This is a genomic window from Brevibacterium linens ATCC 9172 (genome assembly GCF_900169165.1).
Lineage (GTDB): Bacteria > Actinomycetota > Actinomycetes > Actinomycetales > Brevibacteriaceae > Brevibacterium > Brevibacterium linens.
Genome location: NZ_FXYY01000034.1, coordinates 1 through 15,161, shown reverse-complemented (window position 1 = coordinate 15,161; position 15,161 = coordinate 1). Strand labels below are relative to the sequence as shown.

General features: G+C 65.8%; 13 protein-coding genes. 4 read left to right on the top strand and 9 right to left on the bottom strand.

The genetic code is table 11. The features are described from left to right. Positions 1-23: 23 nt before the first annotated feature. From metX to BLIN9172_RS16330, 6 genes are all read right to left on the bottom strand, one after another. Positions 24-1,058: a homoserine O-acetyltransferase MetX gene (gene metX, locus BLIN9172_RS16355; protein ID WP_101555995.1), complete on the bottom strand. Its 1,035-nt coding sequence runs from the start codon at positions 1,056-1,058 to the stop codon at positions 24-26. 1 nt (position 1,059) lies between these two features. After that, positions 1,060-2,382, bottom strand: a complete 1,323-nt coding sequence (locus BLIN9172_RS16350; RefSeq protein ID WP_101555994.1) for an O-acetylhomoserine aminocarboxypropyltransferase/cysteine synthase family protein — start codon at positions 2,380-2,382, stop codon at positions 1,060-1,062. 172 nt (positions 2,383-2,554) lie between these two features. After that, positions 2,555-5,998 carry an error-prone DNA polymerase gene (locus BLIN9172_RS16345; protein WP_101555993.1) on the bottom strand — a complete coding sequence of 1,148 codons (3,444 nt, stop codon included), beginning with the start codon at positions 5,996-5,998 and terminating at the stop codon, positions 2,555-2,557. Positions 5,999-6,044: 46 nt separating this feature from the next. Continuing rightward, on the bottom strand, positions 6,045-7,670 hold the full coding sequence (locus BLIN9172_RS16340; RefSeq protein WP_101555992.1) for a DNA polymerase Y family protein: 1,626 nt from the start codon (positions 7,668-7,670) through the stop codon (positions 6,045-6,047). Further along, complete coding sequence (gene imuA', locus BLIN9172_RS16335; RefSeq protein WP_025778400.1) at positions 7,660-8,496, bottom strand: DnaE2-dependent mutagenesis accessory factor ImuA'; 837 nt, start codon at positions 8,494-8,496, stop codon at positions 7,660-7,662. The genes BLIN9172_RS16340 and imuA' overlap by 11 nt, the downstream gene beginning before the upstream one ends. A 39-nt stretch (positions 8,497-8,535) precedes the next feature. Continuing rightward, the gene (locus BLIN9172_RS16330) at positions 8,536-10,209 is read right to left on the bottom strand and encodes an HNH endonuclease signature motif containing protein (RefSeq protein WP_101555991.1); all 1,674 of its coding nucleotides are present in this window, start codon (positions 10,207-10,209) and stop codon (positions 8,536-8,538) included. A gap of 245 nt (positions 10,210-10,454) precedes the next feature. Here BLIN9172_RS16330 and BLIN9172_RS16325 point away from each other — a divergent pair, with 245 nt between their 5' ends. Genes BLIN9172_RS16325 through BLIN9172_RS16315 form a run of 3 tightly spaced genes read left to right on the top strand, consistent with a single transcriptional unit; the run spans position 10,455 to position 12,496 of the window. Continuing rightward, the gene (locus tag BLIN9172_RS16325) at positions 10,455-11,123 is read left to right on the top strand and encodes a class I SAM-dependent DNA methyltransferase (protein ID WP_101555990.1); all 669 of its coding nucleotides are present in this window, start codon (positions 10,455-10,457) and stop codon (positions 11,121-11,123) included. Positions 11,124-11,161: 38 nt separating this feature from the next. Then, the gene (locus tag BLIN9172_RS16320; RefSeq protein ID WP_025778403.1) at positions 11,162-11,626 is read left to right on the top strand and encodes a tRNA (cytidine(34)-2'-O)-methyltransferase; all 465 of its coding nucleotides are present in this window, start codon (positions 11,162-11,164) and stop codon (positions 11,624-11,626) included. A 45-nt stretch (positions 11,627-11,671) separates the two neighbouring features. Then, positions 11,672-12,496: a PfkB family carbohydrate kinase gene (locus tag BLIN9172_RS16315; protein ID WP_101555989.1), complete on the top strand. Its 825-nt coding sequence runs from the start codon at positions 11,672-11,674 to the stop codon at positions 12,494-12,496. Between the two features lie 160 nt (positions 12,497-12,656). On the opposite strand, the gene BLIN9172_RS16310 is transcribed toward BLIN9172_RS16315, so the two are convergent. Beyond that, a complete protein-coding gene (locus tag BLIN9172_RS16310; protein WP_009375892.1) occupies positions 12,657-12,911 on the bottom strand; it encodes a type B 50S ribosomal protein L31 in 255 nt (84 codons plus the stop codon). A gap of 177 nt (positions 12,912-13,088) precedes the next feature. On the opposite strand from BLIN9172_RS16310, the gene BLIN9172_RS16305 reads away from it, so the two are divergent. Then, positions 13,089-13,640, top strand: a complete 552-nt coding sequence (locus BLIN9172_RS16305; protein ID WP_025778405.1) for a YbaK/EbsC family protein — start codon at positions 13,089-13,091, stop codon at positions 13,638-13,640. Positions 13,641-13,721: 81 nt separating this feature from the next. Here the strand turns inward: BLIN9172_RS16305 and BLIN9172_RS16300 are convergent, their stop codons facing one another. Together BLIN9172_RS16300 and BLIN9172_RS18905 are read right to left on the bottom strand one after the other, a co-directional pair. Then, a complete protein-coding gene (locus BLIN9172_RS16300; protein ID WP_240812206.1) occupies positions 13,722-14,492 on the bottom strand; it encodes a phosphatase in 771 nt (256 codons plus the stop codon). Positions 14,493-14,661: 169 nt separating this feature from the next. Then, entirely contained in the window at positions 14,662-14,823 is a 162-nt protein-coding gene (locus BLIN9172_RS18905) for a Fic family protein (RefSeq protein ID WP_338077674.1), read from the bottom strand. Positions 14,824-15,161: the final 338 nt, after the last annotated feature.

The window sequence follows — 15,161 nt, the reverse complement described above, 5'->3', positions numbered from 1 at the left end:
ATCGTCTGAGAACCCCCTCGGTCTCAGTCGGTGAGGAAGTCGGCGAGCACCGCGGAGATCTTCTCTGTCTCGGTGAGGAACCCGTCGTGGCCGACCGGGGAGTCGATGATGTGGTGTCGCACTCTCCCCGGCAGCGCCTCGGCGAGGATGCCCACCTGTTCCGGCGGGAACAGCCGATCCGAGGACACGGAGACCACGAGGTTGTCGGTGCAGGCGTCGGCCAGTGCGACCGTGAGGTCGGAGGAGCGACCTCGGCGCACATCATGGTCGCGCAGGGCACGTGTGAGCACGATATAGCTGTGCGGATCGAACCGGGCGGTGAGCTTCTTGGCCTGATGATCCAGGTACGAGGTCACCTCGTAGTAGTCCTCCGAACTCAGCCGACGGGAGAAGCGTTCATTGAGGTCGGCATCGTTGCGATACGTCAGGTGCGCGATCTGCCGGGCCAGTCCGAGACCATGACCAGGGAAGCTGCCGACGGCCGAATAGTCTCCGGAGTAGTAGTCGGCGTCAAGTTCGATCGCACGTTCCTGCATCATCGCCCAGGCGATCTGGTCGGCTTCGCAGAAGGCCGGTGCAGCGATGACCGCGCATTTGCGGACCTTCCGCTTGTCCAGCAGAGCGAACTCCAGCGCTCTGGCACCTCCCATGGATCCGCCGATGACGGCGACCCAGGAGTCGATGCCGAGGATCTGAGCGAGGTTGTGCTCCAGGCGTGCCATATCGCGGATCGAGACCCGAGGGAATCGGGAGCCGTAGGCCAGGCCGTCATCGTAGGTCGACTGCGGCCCGGTCGTGCCCGAGCAGCCCCCGAGGGAGTTCGCGCACACCACGAAGTACCTGTCGGTGTCCACGGCCTCCCCGGGTCCGACGACACCCGCCCACCATTCGGTGACGCGGGTGTCGCCGGTCAGAGCGTGTTCGATGAGGATCGCATTGGACCGGTCGGCGTTGAGGGTGCCGAAGGTCTCATAGGCGATCTCGACCGTGCCGAAGGTGTGCCCCGAGTCCGTTCCGAAGCCCAGGATCCTTTCGACGGAGGTGCTCTGGGTGGTCATCTCAGGCCGCGGCCGACGCCTTCGCCGCTGCTGCTGCGAAGCCCTTGTCGAGGTCGCCGATGATGTCGTCGATGCCTTCGATTCCCACGGACAGACGCACCAGGGCAGGGTTGACTCCGGCGGCCTTCTGAGCTTCCTCGTCGAGCTGAGCGTGCGTGGTCGAAGCCGGGTGGATGACGAGCGAACGAACGTCACCGATGTTCGCCACCAGCGAGTGCAGTTCGAGGGCGTCAACGAAGGCCACAGCCGCGTCGTATCCGCCGGCGATGTCGAAGGCGAGCACCGAACCCACACCGTTGGGCAGGTACTTCTTGGCCAGATGGTTCCAGGGGCTCGACTCGAGTCCGGCGTAGGCGACGCGGTCGACCTGGCTGTGTGCCTCAAGGTAGGAAGCGACCTTGTTCGCATTCTCCACGTGGCGTTCGATGCGCAGGCTCAGGGTCTCGATGCCCTGGGCCAGCAGGAACGCGTTCGTCGGGCTGAGCGAGGGTCCGAGGTCGCGCAGGCCCTGCACGCGGGCCTTGAGTCCGAAGGACACGTTGGCTCCGAAGGGTCCGTCGGCGCCGAGGTCACGGGCGAAGACGAGTCCGTTGTAGGAAGCGTCGGGTTCGTTGAAGCCGGGGAACTTCTCCGGCTGTGCGCCGTAGTCGAAGTTGCCGCTGTCGACGAGGACTCCGGCAACGGAGTTGCCGTGGCCGCCGAGGTACTTCGTAGCGGAGTGGAGCACGACGTCGGCACCGAATTCGATCGGACGCACGAGGTAGGGGCTGGCGAGTGTGTTGTCGACGAAGAGCGGCACACCGGCTTCGTGGGCGATTCCGGAGATCGCCTCGATGTCGAGGATGTCCGAGCGCGGGTTCGACACGACCTCGCCGAAGAGGAGCTTCGTGTTGTCCTGGATCGCGCTCTTCCAGGCGGCGTGGTCGTCGACGTCGACGAAGGTGGTTTCGATGCCGAGCTTGCGCAGGGTGACATCGAAGAGGTTGACGGTTCCGCCGTAGAGGCTGGAGCTGGCCACGATGTGGTCACCGGCTCCGGCCACGTTCGTGATCGCGAGGAATGCCGCGGACTGGCCCGAGGCGGTGAGGACGGCGTGGACGCCGCCTTCGAGATCGGCGATCCGGTTCTCGACGACTTCGTTTGTCGGGTTCGTCAGGCGGCTGTAGACGGGGCCGACATCGGTCAGCGCAAAGCGCGCTGCGGCATGATTCGCGTCGTTGAACACGAATGAGGTGGTCTGGTGGATCGGCAGGGCGCGCGAACCGGTGACCGGGTCGGGTACCTGTCCGGCATGGATCTGGCGGGTTTCGAATGCCTGGGTCATGGTGACTCTCCTGGGTGAGTGCGGTGGCGGTGTTGTCGGTCGAGGTCGATGTGATGTGTCTACTGTCATCGTTTTCGCCGGCTTGCACCCGCCTGTGTGTCATGTTGGCGTCATCATGTGTCATGTTTCGTCACACCGTGTCGTGCCGCTGTCACGTGTGCGGCACCGACGATCAGCGGAAGTTCCGCGCCTTCGTCGGCAGCTGCACTTCGAGGGGAATGAGTTTGTGCGCGTAGAGGCTGACCACGTCTCCCCCACGCTGGATGAGCCCGGTGACGACGAGGGCGTTGCGGGAGGTCGCGACCGTACGGAAGCGTTTCATCAGCCCCGCCGTGGCCACCACATTGAGCATCCCGAATTCGTCTTCGAGGTTGATGAAGGTGATCCCCGAGGCGGTCGCCGGGCGCTGCCGGTGGGTGACGATCGCGGCCACCGTCATCCGGGTTCCGTCCGCCGCACGCGCCGCATCCGCGGTCGATGAGTATCCGCGGGCGCTCAGCGTCTCGCGCATCATCTGTGTGGGGTAGCCGTCGACGGTGATCCCGGTGGAGAAGAGTTCGGCCAGGGTCGTATCGAAGGCGTCCATGGCCGGCAGGCTCGGGGCCGAGTCCACGCTCGCCGTTCCCGGCAGCAGTCCCGGATGGGCACCGGCGACTCCCCCGGCCAGCCACAGCGCCTGCCGTCGGTCGAGGTCGAATCCGGACAGGGCTCCAGCCGTGGCCAGCGATTCCAGGGCCTGCTTTCCGATTCCGGTGCGTTCGGCCAGATCCGCCACCGAGGTGAACGGTGCGTTGTCACGTTCGGTCACGATCACCTCGGCGAAGGAGCCGACATGGGCGACCGTGTCCAGTCCCAAGCGGATCCCCAGCTCCCCCGCCGAGGCGGTGCCCCCTTCCCCCGCCTCGGCGATGGTGTGCCCCGGCCTTCCGGGGTCGACCCGTTCGAGATCCGTGGCCGCCTGCGACCACCGGATGTCGACGGGCAGGATCGGCACTTGGTGCCGGCGGGCGTCGGCGATGAGGGACTGCGGGGAGTAGAAGCCCATCGGCTGGCTGCGCAGCAGTCCGGCGGTGAAGGCCGCGTGGTGGTGGTATTTGAACCAGGCGGACTGATAGACGAGGTTCGCGAAGCTGATGGCATGCGATTCGGGGAATCCGTAGTTCGCGAAGGCGGCGATGGTGGAGAAGATCGTCTCGGCGGTGTCCTCGTCCACTCCACGGCCCATGGCTCCGGTGCGGAACTTCTCGGCGAGTTCGGCCATCCGCTTCTCCGACCGGCGTGAGCCCATGGCCTGTCGCAGCCGGTCGGCATCGGCCCCGGTGAACCCCCCGACGTCGATGGCCATCTGCATGAGCTGCTCTTGGAACAGGGGAACCCCGCAGGTCTTGGCCAGGGACTTCTCGAGCAGCGGGTGGAGGTATTCGACCTCGTCGAGGCCCTGCCGTCTGCGGATATAAGGGTGGACGGAGCCGCCTTGGATCGGTCCCGGTCGGATGAGAGCGACTTGAACGGCCAGGTCGTAGAACGTCGTCGGTCGCAGTCGGGGCAGAGTGGCCAGCTGAGCACGGGATTCGACTTGGAAGACCCCGATCGCATCGGCTCGGCAGAGCATCTCGTAGACGGCTGCGTCGTCGTCATCGATCTCCGCTCGGTCGATGAGGACCCCGGTGTGGCGGTGGACGAGGCCGACCATCTCGTGCAGGGCGGTGAGCATGCCCAGACCGAGCAGATCGAACTTGACCAGGTCCATGGCCGCGCAGTCGTCCTTGTCCCATTGGACGACGGTGCGGTGGCCCATCGTCGCCTTCTCGATCGGCACGACTTCGCCGATGGCACGGTCGGCCAGGATCATCCCACCGGAGTGGATGCCCAGATGGCGCGGTGAGCCGAGCAGATCCTCGGCGACCTTGAGCACCGGGGCGGGCACCGGGGAGTCCTCGGCATCGGGCAGGCTCGACCACCGGTTGCTCGACTTCGAGAACGCATCCTGCTGGCCGGGGGCGTAGCCGAGGCTGAAAGCGGCGTCCCGGATGGCCGATTTCGCCCGGTAGGTGATGACATTGGCAACCTGGGCGGCGCGGTCGCGGCCGAAATGGTCGTAGACGTATTGGATGACCTCTTCGCGGCGGCCGGATTCGATGTCGATGTCGATGTCCGGGTACCCCTTCCGGTCCGGGGACAGGAACCGGTCGAAGAGCAGCCCGTGTTTGACGGCGTCGACGGCGGTGATGCCCAGGACGAAGCAGACCGCGGAGTTCGCCGCCGATCCCCGCCCTTGGCAGAAGATGCCCATATGGCGGCAGAATTCGGTGATGTCGAAGACGATGAGGAAGTATCCGCAGAACCCCAGCTGCGCGATCATGTCCATCTCCCGGTCCAGCTGCTCCCAGGCTCGGGGGTTCTCGGCTCTCGTTCCGTAGCGATGCCGTCCGCGTTCGGCGATGAGGCCGCGCAGATAGGTCTCCCCTTCGGTCTCATCGGGCATCGGCGCCTTCGGCAGGTCGGGCCGGGCCGAGGAGAGGACGAAGGAGCAGTCCCGACCGATCCGCGCCGCATTGTCCAGAGCCTGCCGCGGGAAGCGTGCGAGCATCTCCTCGCCGGTGTGGATGCGTGCGCTCGCCGTCGCCGGCAGCCATCCGGCCAGTTCGTCCAGGGACTTCCGCGACCGCACCGAGGCGCGCACTTGGGCCGACTTCCACGCGGCCCGAGTGGCGAAGTGGACGGCGTTGCTGGCCACGATCGGCAGTCCCGTCCGCTGGGCCAGATCGCCGAGGTGGCGCAGCCTCTCGTCGTCATCCGGGGTTCCGTCCCGGCTGAGTTCGACGGCGACCCGGTCGGGTCCGAAGAGTGCGGTGAGTTCGCGCAGAGCGCTGAGCCCGCCGTCGTCGTCGCCCAACGCTCGTCGCAGCGGTCCTTTGCGGCAGCCGGTCAGTATCATCCAGTCTCCGTCCTCGGCCGCGAGTTCGGCGAGGTCGAAGAGCGGACGGTTCTTCTCACCGCGCAGGTTCGCCTCGGTGATGATCTGAGAGAGCTGGTGGTAACCCTCGACGCTGCGGGCGAGGACGAGCAGGTGGGTGGCATCGGGGTCGGTCTGGCCGGGGATCTTCTCGGTCAACCCCACGGACAGTTCGGAGCCGAACACGGTGTCCAGCCCCACCTCGGCGGCGGCATGGGCGAAGCGGACGGCACCGTAGAGCCCGTTGTGGTCGGTCAGCGCCAGGGAGCTCAGCCCGGCGGCGGCACCGGCGGCGACGAGCTCCTCGGGGTCGGAGGCTCCGTCGAGGAAGCTGAACTGGGAATGCACATGCAGCTCCGCCCAGTCCACGCTGCTCTGACGCAGCAGCGGTCCGAGGTTCGGTCTCTGAGCGCTGCCGGCGCCTGTCGGGCCCTGATAGCGGCCGCGGCCGTCCGAACCGCCGGGGCCGACCGAGACCTGGTAGCGGTCGGGACGGGAGAACGCCGGGGCATCGGAGCCGTCGGCGTGCTTGTCGACAGGCTGTTTTCCTGCCGGGTTCTCGCCAGCAGGCTGTTTGTCCGCCGGGGAGGACGGGGTGTCCTTGCCTTCGAGGCGGCGCGCCAGCTGCGACCACGGTGTGCGCGGGTTCGAGAATCCCATCGGGTCTCCTCCTCTCAGGTGGGGTCGTTGGTCAGCAGGTTGCCGGTCAGCGGTAACGGCCGGTGAGGTACCACTGACCGTGCTCTTTGCTCAGCAGGAAGGCACGGCCGGCATCGGTGACCACCTGCAGCCGGGTGCGGTAGACGGCTCGGTTCGGATCCCACCATCCGGATTCGATGGGCCAGGAACCGGAGTAGTCGGTGATGGCCTCGGTCTGCCCGGTGGGGAATCTGATCGTCGCCGGCACCGCCCCCAGCCCCGAGGGGCGAGCCTCCACCGGTGAGCCGTCCGCGGCGAGCACGTCGACGGCGGAGTGCTCGACGGTCGTCGGACGGGGTGCGTGCAGGGCCCCGGGCCAGGGTGCGGCAGGGCTGCGTTCGGGGACGGCCGCCTGCTGCCACGGGGTCCACAGGTTCGTCTCGGCGGGGTCCCACCCGCCCTGGAGGCCCGGAACCAGGACGGCATCGGGACCGAACAGCCCCTGCAGACGCTCGAGCGTATGGGTGATCTGCCCGGTGTTCTCGTCGAACAGACTGCGCGTGGCACCGATCGGGGTGGTCAGTTCGGCTGCGATGAGACGCAGCGCGATGATGCCGTCGTCGGAGAAGTCCTCGGCGTCGGGAGCCGGCTCGTCGACGATGTCGAGTGCCTGCGGGTCGGGCTGTGCCGTGCGGGGATCCTGTCCAGGACGAGAACCCCGGCCCACTCCTGCCAGCCAGCCTTCGGCCTGCCACCGCAGACGGTCGGCGATCGCGTTCTCCTGCATGTCCTCGATCCGCCAGGTCCGGGACGAGGACTGGCCGGCTGCGGCATCGAGTTCGATCGTGATCTGGGTGCAGACCAGCCCCTGTCTGCGCACCTTGGCCAGCAGATCGGCACCGAGCTGGCGGGCGAGGAAGCCGAGGGTGTCGCTGCGGGTCGTCGGGGCATCGAGATCGAGTTCGACGTCGAGCTGTTCGCCGCGGACATGATCGGCGAGCGGGGCTCCTGCCCGCCCGGAGGCCAGCTCGTGCAGATGTCGACCGAAGGCACCGAAGCGTGCGTTCACGTCTGTGGTCTGCAGGCGAGCGAGGTCACCGAGGGTGCGCAGCCCCAGCTGCCAGAAGACCTCGATCAGCGCGGTCGCCTCGGCGCCGGCGTATTCCAGGGTGGTGATCGGCTGGGCGGAGAGGAAGTCCACGGTCTGCCCGGGTTCGACCCGGCGCGCCTGCCCGGCGGCGAGGACCGCGGCGAAGACGGTGCCGGCGATTCCGGGGAAGAACTCCCACCCTGTGTCATCGACGAGAGCCGAGACCAGTGTCTCGACGGCATCGGCTTCGTCGGTGTAGCCGTGCCTGAGCGAGTCAAGAGGAATCGCCAATGTTCCCGGGCTGAGAAGGGTGAACCGGGCGACGAGGTTGTCGAGGGCACCGACCCCGGCACTGAAATGTCGGTTGTCCGCCTCTTCGTCCCAGACCGCGACGCGGGCTTCCGGGCAGCGGTATCCCACGGCGCGTTTGTTGTTCCCGGCGGTGATGCCGGCGGAACGGGCCGGAGCATTGGCTGCGATGACCTTGCCGGCGTGGAGGACCGCGACAGGGCGGCCCGGTGCGATGTCGTGTTCGACCGCAGCGGCCACCGCCGGCCAGTCGGGCACGGTGAGCACGAGGGTGCGGCCGGACTCATCCGACATGGCTGATCACCTGCCGCAGCTGTGTGATCGTCGACCACCGAGGATCGTCGGCTGTATCCGTGCCCGGGTCTGTCCCCATGTCCGGATCCGTGTCCATGTCCGGATCTGTGTCCGGGCTTGTGGCCGGGGCAGTGCGTGCTTCGGCTGCAGCGTTCGCAGTCCCCGCGGGGACGCCGCCTGTCACGACTTCCAGCGTCCCTGCGGGGACGCTGGCGGGAGTTCCCGACGGTCCGGGCAGCAGGAACCGGTGGCTTCCCGTCTGCGACCGGGCACGCACGAGGCAGGACTGCAGGCGTCCGCGGCCGTGTTCGGCACCCGACCAGCGGGTGTCGGCGATCTCGATCTGCTCTGTGCTGCCGGACATGGGACGGAGGCTGATGAGGCTCATCCGCCGTTCGCGGATCTTCGCCAGGAGTCGGGCCCGTTCCGAAGCGCTCGGGGCGAAGCCGGGGTCGACGAGGACGATGTCGAAGGATTCGATGAGGATCGAAGCCACCCGCAGCCAGTCCTCGCCGGGGGTCGCGAGGTTGACGAAATGGTCGAGGTCGACGCCGAGGTCGGCGATCGAGGACACGGCCGGTTCGCCGAGCCCGATGCCGGCGCACCACTTCTGCTCCCGGGTCGCCGCAGCGATCGTCGCCAGACCGCAGCTCAGCGACAGCTCACCGGTGACGGTGACGAGTTCGCCGCGCGGCAGACCGCCGCGCCGGAACAGCGGAGAGAGCACAGGATCCACCGGATGGGGTGGGATCTTATCGAACAGCGCCGCAGCCGTGGAGATCCCCGTCTCCCGACTGAGCTGTTCGATGACCGGTGCTGCTGACATGACATCCATTATCGAACAGGTGTTCTAAATTGGCAAGATTCAGACAACAGCTCTGCCCTCCCGGGCGTGTCGCCGTTCGGCTTCGAACATCCATGCGATACAGAGGCCGAGGTCAAAGCCGTAACCGCCGCCGACGGTGCCGGGATCGGCCGCTTCCGTGATCTTCTTGACCTGGGCGACGCGAACCGCTGTATTGAACATCATCCGCCCCCTCGCTCGACTCTCCAGAGGAAGCAGCTGGGAACCGTCGGGCAGGGAGAAGGCAAAGGCAGCGGGACCGCGCATCGCTCCGGCGAAGTCCGCTCCGGTGCGTTCGATGCGCAGCTGATATTTGTGCACCACGGTGTGATGTCGGCGACAGAGCAGGATGAGATTGTCCATATCGGTCCTCCCGCCCTGCGACCAGGGGCGGATATGGTGAGCCTCGCATCGCCTGCGGGCTCGGCAGCCGGGGAATTGGCAGCAGACATCACGCACACTCAGCGCCATTCGCTGTCGCCTGCTCACCAGACGCTTCGAGCGCCCGAGCATGAGGACGTCGCCTCCGGCGTCCTTGATCGCCCCGCTGATCAGCGCCTCACAGCTCAGGCGCTCCGCCGTCGCCGCGGTGATGCCGCCGAACCCTTCGATCCGACAGGTCGTATCCGCCCGGCAGGTCGCCTCCGCCCGTCCGCCCGACGTCCCCGCGGGGACGTTTCCCTCGGCTCCTGCCGGACGGTCCGACTCAATCCCCTCTTCCGCCGGACCGTCCGGTTCGCCTTTCGTCCCCGCGGGGACGCCGGTGTCGGCTGCTGGCCTTGCGGGGATACTGAGCAGAGGGGGCTTGAACGCGGACGCGGCTTCCACCGTGGCGCCGCTGCGAGTGATCACCTCGGCGGAGGCATGGACGAGCAGTCGGGCACGATCGGCGTCGATCGAACTCGCGGGTTCGGCACGGGGGAAGGCGTGGATGATCTCCATCAGGCACATGACCTGGGAGACCGGCTCATAAGGAGGCTCGTCCTCTTTACCACCTTCGCCCGCAGCCCCCTCCTCATCGGAACTGCCGTCATGGACGGGACGTTCGAGAACCTGGCGGGCGGCGTCGAGCATCGCGGCGACCTCTGCGGCATCGTCTTCCTCGAGTTCGATCGTGATCCGGGTCCGACCGGGTGCCACCTGACGCATGCTCACACTGTCCTCAGCCAGGTACAGCGGGAACGGGCCGTTGTCGATCTTGTCGGCCAGCTGCTGGTAGTTCTGCGAGATCCGGCTGATCTGGCTGCCGGTGGCAAGGGTGGCCAGACGCAGCGCCTCATCGTCGCCGATCCGCTCCCCCAGTCGGGTCACTTCCCTCACCCTTGAGAAGCTGACATCACCGCCCGCCAGACTCTTCTTCACCTTCGGCATCTCCCGCAGCGCCCTCATCACGCGCACATACTCGCGAGCCGTGTGCATGCTCACCGACGCCACATGCATCACCCACTCGGTCAGGGTCTTCACACCGACCCACTCCGCCCACAGTCCCCGCCTCTCGACCTCGTCGATGAGGGTGATCACGCGAGCGTGGCAGAAGGAGATGCATGAGATGTTGCGCCGGATATCCGTCACGATCTGCTCACAGGTGAGGGTGCTGGGATCCACGTCGGCGTCAGCCCCTCCATAGTCCTTCGGATCGACACTCAGCCCTGCGAGGTCGGCCGCCTCCGCTGCAATCGGCTCATCGTCTCTCATGGTGCTCCCCTCCCGCGGCCCGTCGGCCCTCCGATCCGGCGATCCCCATGACCACCAACCGTGCCTCCACTCTAGGATTCGGCACTGACACGAGAATTCGAGCGAAGGCAATCGTCAGAAATGAATCACCGCTGAGGTTCGATTGATTTTCGTTTCTGCGGTGACCGAGCCTGATCACGTGTGTCCCGAAGATTGCCGAACTGGCTCTTGCCTGCCATGTCAGTGCCGACGGGTAGGGTGACGTCATGACTGACGAACCCCGCACCCGCGAGGCGGCCACGCGTGATTCCTATGATGCGATCGCCCGGACCTACACGGACTGGGTCGCCGATGAGCTCACTGCGAAACCTCATGACCGAGCCGTGCTCGGGGCGTTCTCCGAGCTCGTCCTCGGCACCGGCTCGGCGGAGGTCCTCGATATCGGCTGCGGGCCCGGTCGCATCACCACGTTCCTCGGCGCCCTCGGGCTGGAACCGCGCGGACTCGACCTCTCCCCTGCCATGATCGAACTCGCGAAGGGCCTCTATCCGACGCATCAGTTCGATGTCGGGTCGATGACCGCTCTGCCCTATGCCGATGAGTCCTTCTCCGGTCTCGTCGCCTGGTACTCGATCATCCACGTCCCCGGGGACGCGCTTGCCCTCGCCTTCGCCGAGGCGGCCCGTGTCCTGCGTCCGGGCGGCTGGTTCCAGCTGGCGTTTCAGCTCGGCGACCGGGTCGATCACTTCTCCGATCTCGCCGGCTTCGACGTCGACCTCGACTTCCACCGCCGTTCGATCGATGACGTTCTCACCGCCCTCGAACCGCATGGTTTCACCCCTGCCGCCCGTCTCGAACGAGAACCCGACCGGGCCGGCCGCTTCCCGGAGGCGACCAGGCGGGGCTACGTCCTCGTCCGCCGGGACGGCCGATGAGGTCCTTCCCTGGAAGGAGGTGAGAAGATGAGAGGGATATGAATATCGACATCGTCTTCCACACTCCCGAGATCCCCGGCAACACCGGAAACGCCATCCGGCTCGCCGCGGTCACCGGAGCCCATCTCCATCTCGTCGAGCCCCTCGGCTTCGACCTCTCCGACGCGAAGCTGCGCCGAGCCGGTCTCGACTACCACGACCTCGCTCATGTCACCGTCCATCCATCGATCGATGAGTTGTGGAGCCGCCTCGGTGAGCGTCGGGTGATCGCGTTCAGCACGCATACGGACAATTCCTTCGCCGAGGTGGAGTACCAAGACGGAGACGTCCTCCTCTTCGGACGCGAGTCGACGGGACTGCCCGATGAGGTCGTCACCGACGACCATGTGGATATGACGGTGCGGATCCCGATGCTGCCGGCACGCCGTTCGCTCAACCTGGCGAATTCGGCATCCATCGCCATCTACGAAGCCTGGCGCCAACACGGCTACACGGGCGCCTGAACCCGCGTAGAATTCTTCGCGAACGCTTTACCTGAAAGGACCACTATGACCGCAAAGGTGCTCACCGTCGCCGGATCCGATGTCTCCGGAGGAGCCGGACTCGAAGCCGATCTGAAGATGTTCGACGAATACGGTGCCTTCGGCACTGCCGTCGTCACCTGCATCGTCACTTTCGATCCCAATGACGGATTCGCCCACGTCCTCGAATTCATCGAACCCGAGGTCGTCAACCGCCAGCTCGAGTCGACGTTGGCCGTGCACGAATTCACCGCCATCAAGTCCGGAATGCTCGGCTCCGTCGACTCGGCACTGGTCCTCGCCGAAGAGCTGAAGACCAATGATCTGCCGTACGTCTTCGATCCTGTGCTCGTGTGCAAGGGCGCAGGCACCATGGTCGATCTCAAGGATCTCTTCGTCGAGAACCTCGTGCCCCTGGCCACCGTCGTCACCCCGAATCTCGAAGAGGCCGCCACTCTGGCCGGGGTCGACCCCATCGACTCCGTCGAGGGCATGATCGAGGCCGCGAAGATCATCCATGGGCAGGGCGCGAAGAACGTCGTCGTCAAGGGCGGGGCGCGCCTCGCCGGGGACGATGCCATCGACATCCTCTTCGACGGTGAGACCGTGACGACTCTGCGCTCGCGCAAGGTCAATGACAAGCTCGTCAACGGGGCAGGCTGCTCGTTCGCCTCCTCGATCGCGGCGGGCATCGCCACCGGTCTGGACATCAAGGACGCCGTCGTCTCCGCCAAGGAGAAGGTCGCACACGGAATCGCGAACTGCCTCGACAATGCCACCGGAGTCGCCTCGCTCTACCACCCGGCGGCACGGGTGAGCCCCTCCTCCGAGGTCTCAGTCACCGTCGACTGATCATGGCCGTGCTGTGACTGGTTGCGTCCCCGCGGGGACGCAACCGGTCACAGTCGGGACGTCGCATCAGAGCCAGTCGACCTGCAGACAGCAGATTGCCCCGCACACCGATTCGGTGTGCGGGGCAATCTGTATGAAGCTGTTGGGAGAACGCCCGAGATCAGCGCTTGCCGAAGCCCTTGTAGCGGTCCTTGAACTTCTCCACGCGGCCGGCGGAGTCGAGGATGCGCTGCTTGCCCGTGTAGAACGGGTGTGAAGCGGACGAGATCTCGACGTCGATCACGGGGTAGGTGTTGCCGTCTTCCCACTCGATGGTCTTGTCGCTCTTAGCGGTGGAGCGGGTGAGGAACTTGGTGCCGGAAGCCAGATCGTTGAACACGATCGGGGCGTATTCCGGGTGGATGTCCTTCTTCATTTTCTTACCTCTGCTGAATTCTTTCAGGCGCCTGATATGAGTTGAACTCATCTGCCAGTGCCCGAATTCGTCTGCTGGACACGCTCCGAACCGTAGGAACCGGACACGGAGCGACATTCGATTCTAACTGATGAGCCCGGACAAAGCGATTCGACACGGATCTCCTAAACTGTGGCCATGACCACGAAGCAACGACTCTCCGCTCAGTTCACTCTCCAGCCCGCCGCCACCGCTCCGGAGCTCATGGCCGAATCGACGGCCGCCGCCCTGTCGACGGTCTCCGGCGAGGTCGACGTCTTCGCCATCGATCCCCAGATCGCGGACACTGCGGCTCTCCTCGATGCCACGGATCTGCCCCCGGCCACCTCGGCGAACTGCGTCCTCGTTGCCGGTTCCCGCGGCGGTGAGGAGCGCATCGCCGCATGCATGGTGCTGGCGAACACCCGCGCCGACGTCAACAAACGGGTCAAGAAACTCCTCGATGTCCGCAAGGCCTCGTTCCTGCCGCTCGAGCGGGCCGTAGACGAATCCGGGATGGAGTACGGCGGCATCGGGCCGATCGGCTTGCCGGAGAACTACCGGGTGCTCATCGATTCCCGCGTCGCCGCGGCCGAGGAGCTCATCATCGGTTCCGGTATCCGCGGTTCCAAGCTGATTCTCTCCGGTTCCGCACTCGCGTCCCTGCCCGGCGCCGAGGTGATCGAGGACCTGGCCACCGAGATCGGCTGACCGAGTCGCTCGGTCCGGCATCGACAGTCGGTCCAGCACCGCCTGTCGGTCCGATGCTCCCCGTCTGCCGAGCGCCGTCGGTCAGTTCAGTCCCGCACGCTCGATGACGTAGTCGATGAGTGGGGCGTAGAGGTTCGGGACGACGTCATCGTCGAGCGGGATGGTCGCTTCGATCTGACCCTGCGCCTCTGCGACGAAGAGCGCCGGATCGTTGCAGTCGGCGTAGCCGATGGTCCGCAATCCCCTGCTCGACGCGGCTCCGGCCCACCCGTGGTCGGCAACGACGAGGTCTGGGGCGTTGCCGCCGCGGGCTGCGAAATCGTCGAGCAGCGCATGCATCGGTTCGGCCAGGTGCGTGTGCGGACTTCCGCCGTGCAGGTGCCAGGTCCACACGTTGTTGATCTGTCGGACGTCCCCGCCGATCTCCGGGACCGGGATGAAGTGATCACGGGTGTCGATGACGGCGCCGGCGTCCTTTGCTGCGGCGGCAATTGCCATATGCACGGGCAGAAGCCCTGCGGGGTGGCCGGTGGCGAAGAGGATCCGGCCTCGGGCGTGCGCGACCTCGCCGACCGCCTCGGCGAGCTTCTCGAGCGCGTCGATGCAGGCGTCGGTGGAGATCGTGTCCACGCCCTCGACGAACTCGGGATCGGGCCGCAGGCCGCAGCGCTCAACCATGAGCGCGAACACCGAGTCATAGTCCCAGTCATGGGTGAGTTCGACACCGAAGTCGAACTGCCGCTCCTGGTCGAGGAACCGGTGGATGTGAGAGAGGTTGTTCTCCCTGGGGGTGCCAACCTCTCCGGTGATCCGTCCGGCTTCAAGAGCATGGGCTAGGGTGCTGCGGTCCACTGGGGTCCTCTCCGTCATGACTGCGGGAATGATCACTGTCTTTCCGAGACGATCATACGGATGATGAGCGCGATCATCAGTTCCTTCTCGGAAGGTTCACTCATCGCGACCAGCAGCCTCATCGCTGCCAGCGCATTGTTGTCGACTCGCCTGTTGCCATCGGGGTCGATCAGCGCGCCGTTGCGGTCAAGGAAGGTGACGAACAGCGCCGCGGCGCTGCGCTTTTGTTGCCGTCGGAGAGGGGGTGGTCTTTGACGACGAAGTAGAGCAAGTGGGCCGCCTTCTCTTCGACGGTCGGATAGAGTTCGTGGTCTCCGAACCCCTGATAAATCGCCCGATGACAGCCCCTAGAGCATCGCCTCGTTCCCTCCCCAGCTATTTATCGTCGGGAAATGCCAATGACAGTCCGCCGATGATTCTGCGTGCTTCTTCCAGGGTCAATTCCCATCCAGGCACGGAACTCGATTTCGACGACAAGTTTCCTTCGTCATAGTCTCTGAGCATGGTGAGACTTGGCAGGTACGTTGACAGTACGTCGGCAACCCCCGTTACCTTTTAATTAGCCCCACCATCCGTCAGGATTGAAGGGGTCGCTGGCCTGAGGACCCCGGCATGATTGATGCCCCCAGTCATCATGATCCGGGGGGTGTAGTCACCGGGGTTCGAAGG

Coding starts and splice junctions, on each gene's coding strand:
- BLIN9172_RS16315 (WP_101555989.1), top strand. CDS start 11,672: ATGACCGCAAAGGTGCTCACCGTCGCCGGATCCGATGTCTCCGGAGGA.
- BLIN9172_RS16340 (WP_101555992.1), bottom strand. CDS start 7,670: ATGTCGGATGAGTCCGGCCGCACCCTCGTGCTCACCGTGCCCGACTGG.
- metX (WP_101555995.1), bottom strand. CDS start 1,058: ATGACCACCCAGAGCACCTCCGTCGAAAGGATCCTGGGCTTCGGAACG.
- BLIN9172_RS16350 (WP_101555994.1), bottom strand. CDS start 2,382: ATGACCCAGGCATTCGAAACCCGCCAGATCCATGCCGGACAGGTACCC.
- BLIN9172_RS16330 (WP_101555991.1), bottom strand. CDS start 10,209: ATGAGAGACGATGAGCCGATTGCAGCGGAGGCGGCCGACCTCGCAGGG.
- BLIN9172_RS16305 (WP_025778405.1), top strand. CDS start 13,089: ATGACCACGAAGCAACGACTCTCCGCTCAGTTCACTCTCCAGCCCGCC.
- BLIN9172_RS16310 (WP_009375892.1), bottom strand. CDS start 12,911: ATGAAGAAGGACATCCACCCGGAATACGCCCCGATCGTGTTCAACGAT.
- BLIN9172_RS16345 (WP_101555993.1), bottom strand. CDS start 5,998: ATGGGATTCTCGAACCCGCGCACACCGTGGTCGCAGCTGGCGCGCCGC.
- imuA' (WP_025778400.1), bottom strand. CDS start 8,496: ATGTCAGCAGCACCGGTCATCGAACAGCTCAGTCGGGAGACGGGGATC.
- BLIN9172_RS16325 (WP_101555990.1), top strand. CDS start 10,455: ATGACTGACGAACCCCGCACCCGCGAGGCGGCCACGCGTGATTCCTAT.
- BLIN9172_RS16320 (WP_025778403.1), top strand. CDS start 11,162: ATGAATATCGACATCGTCTTCCACACTCCCGAGATCCCCGGCAACACC.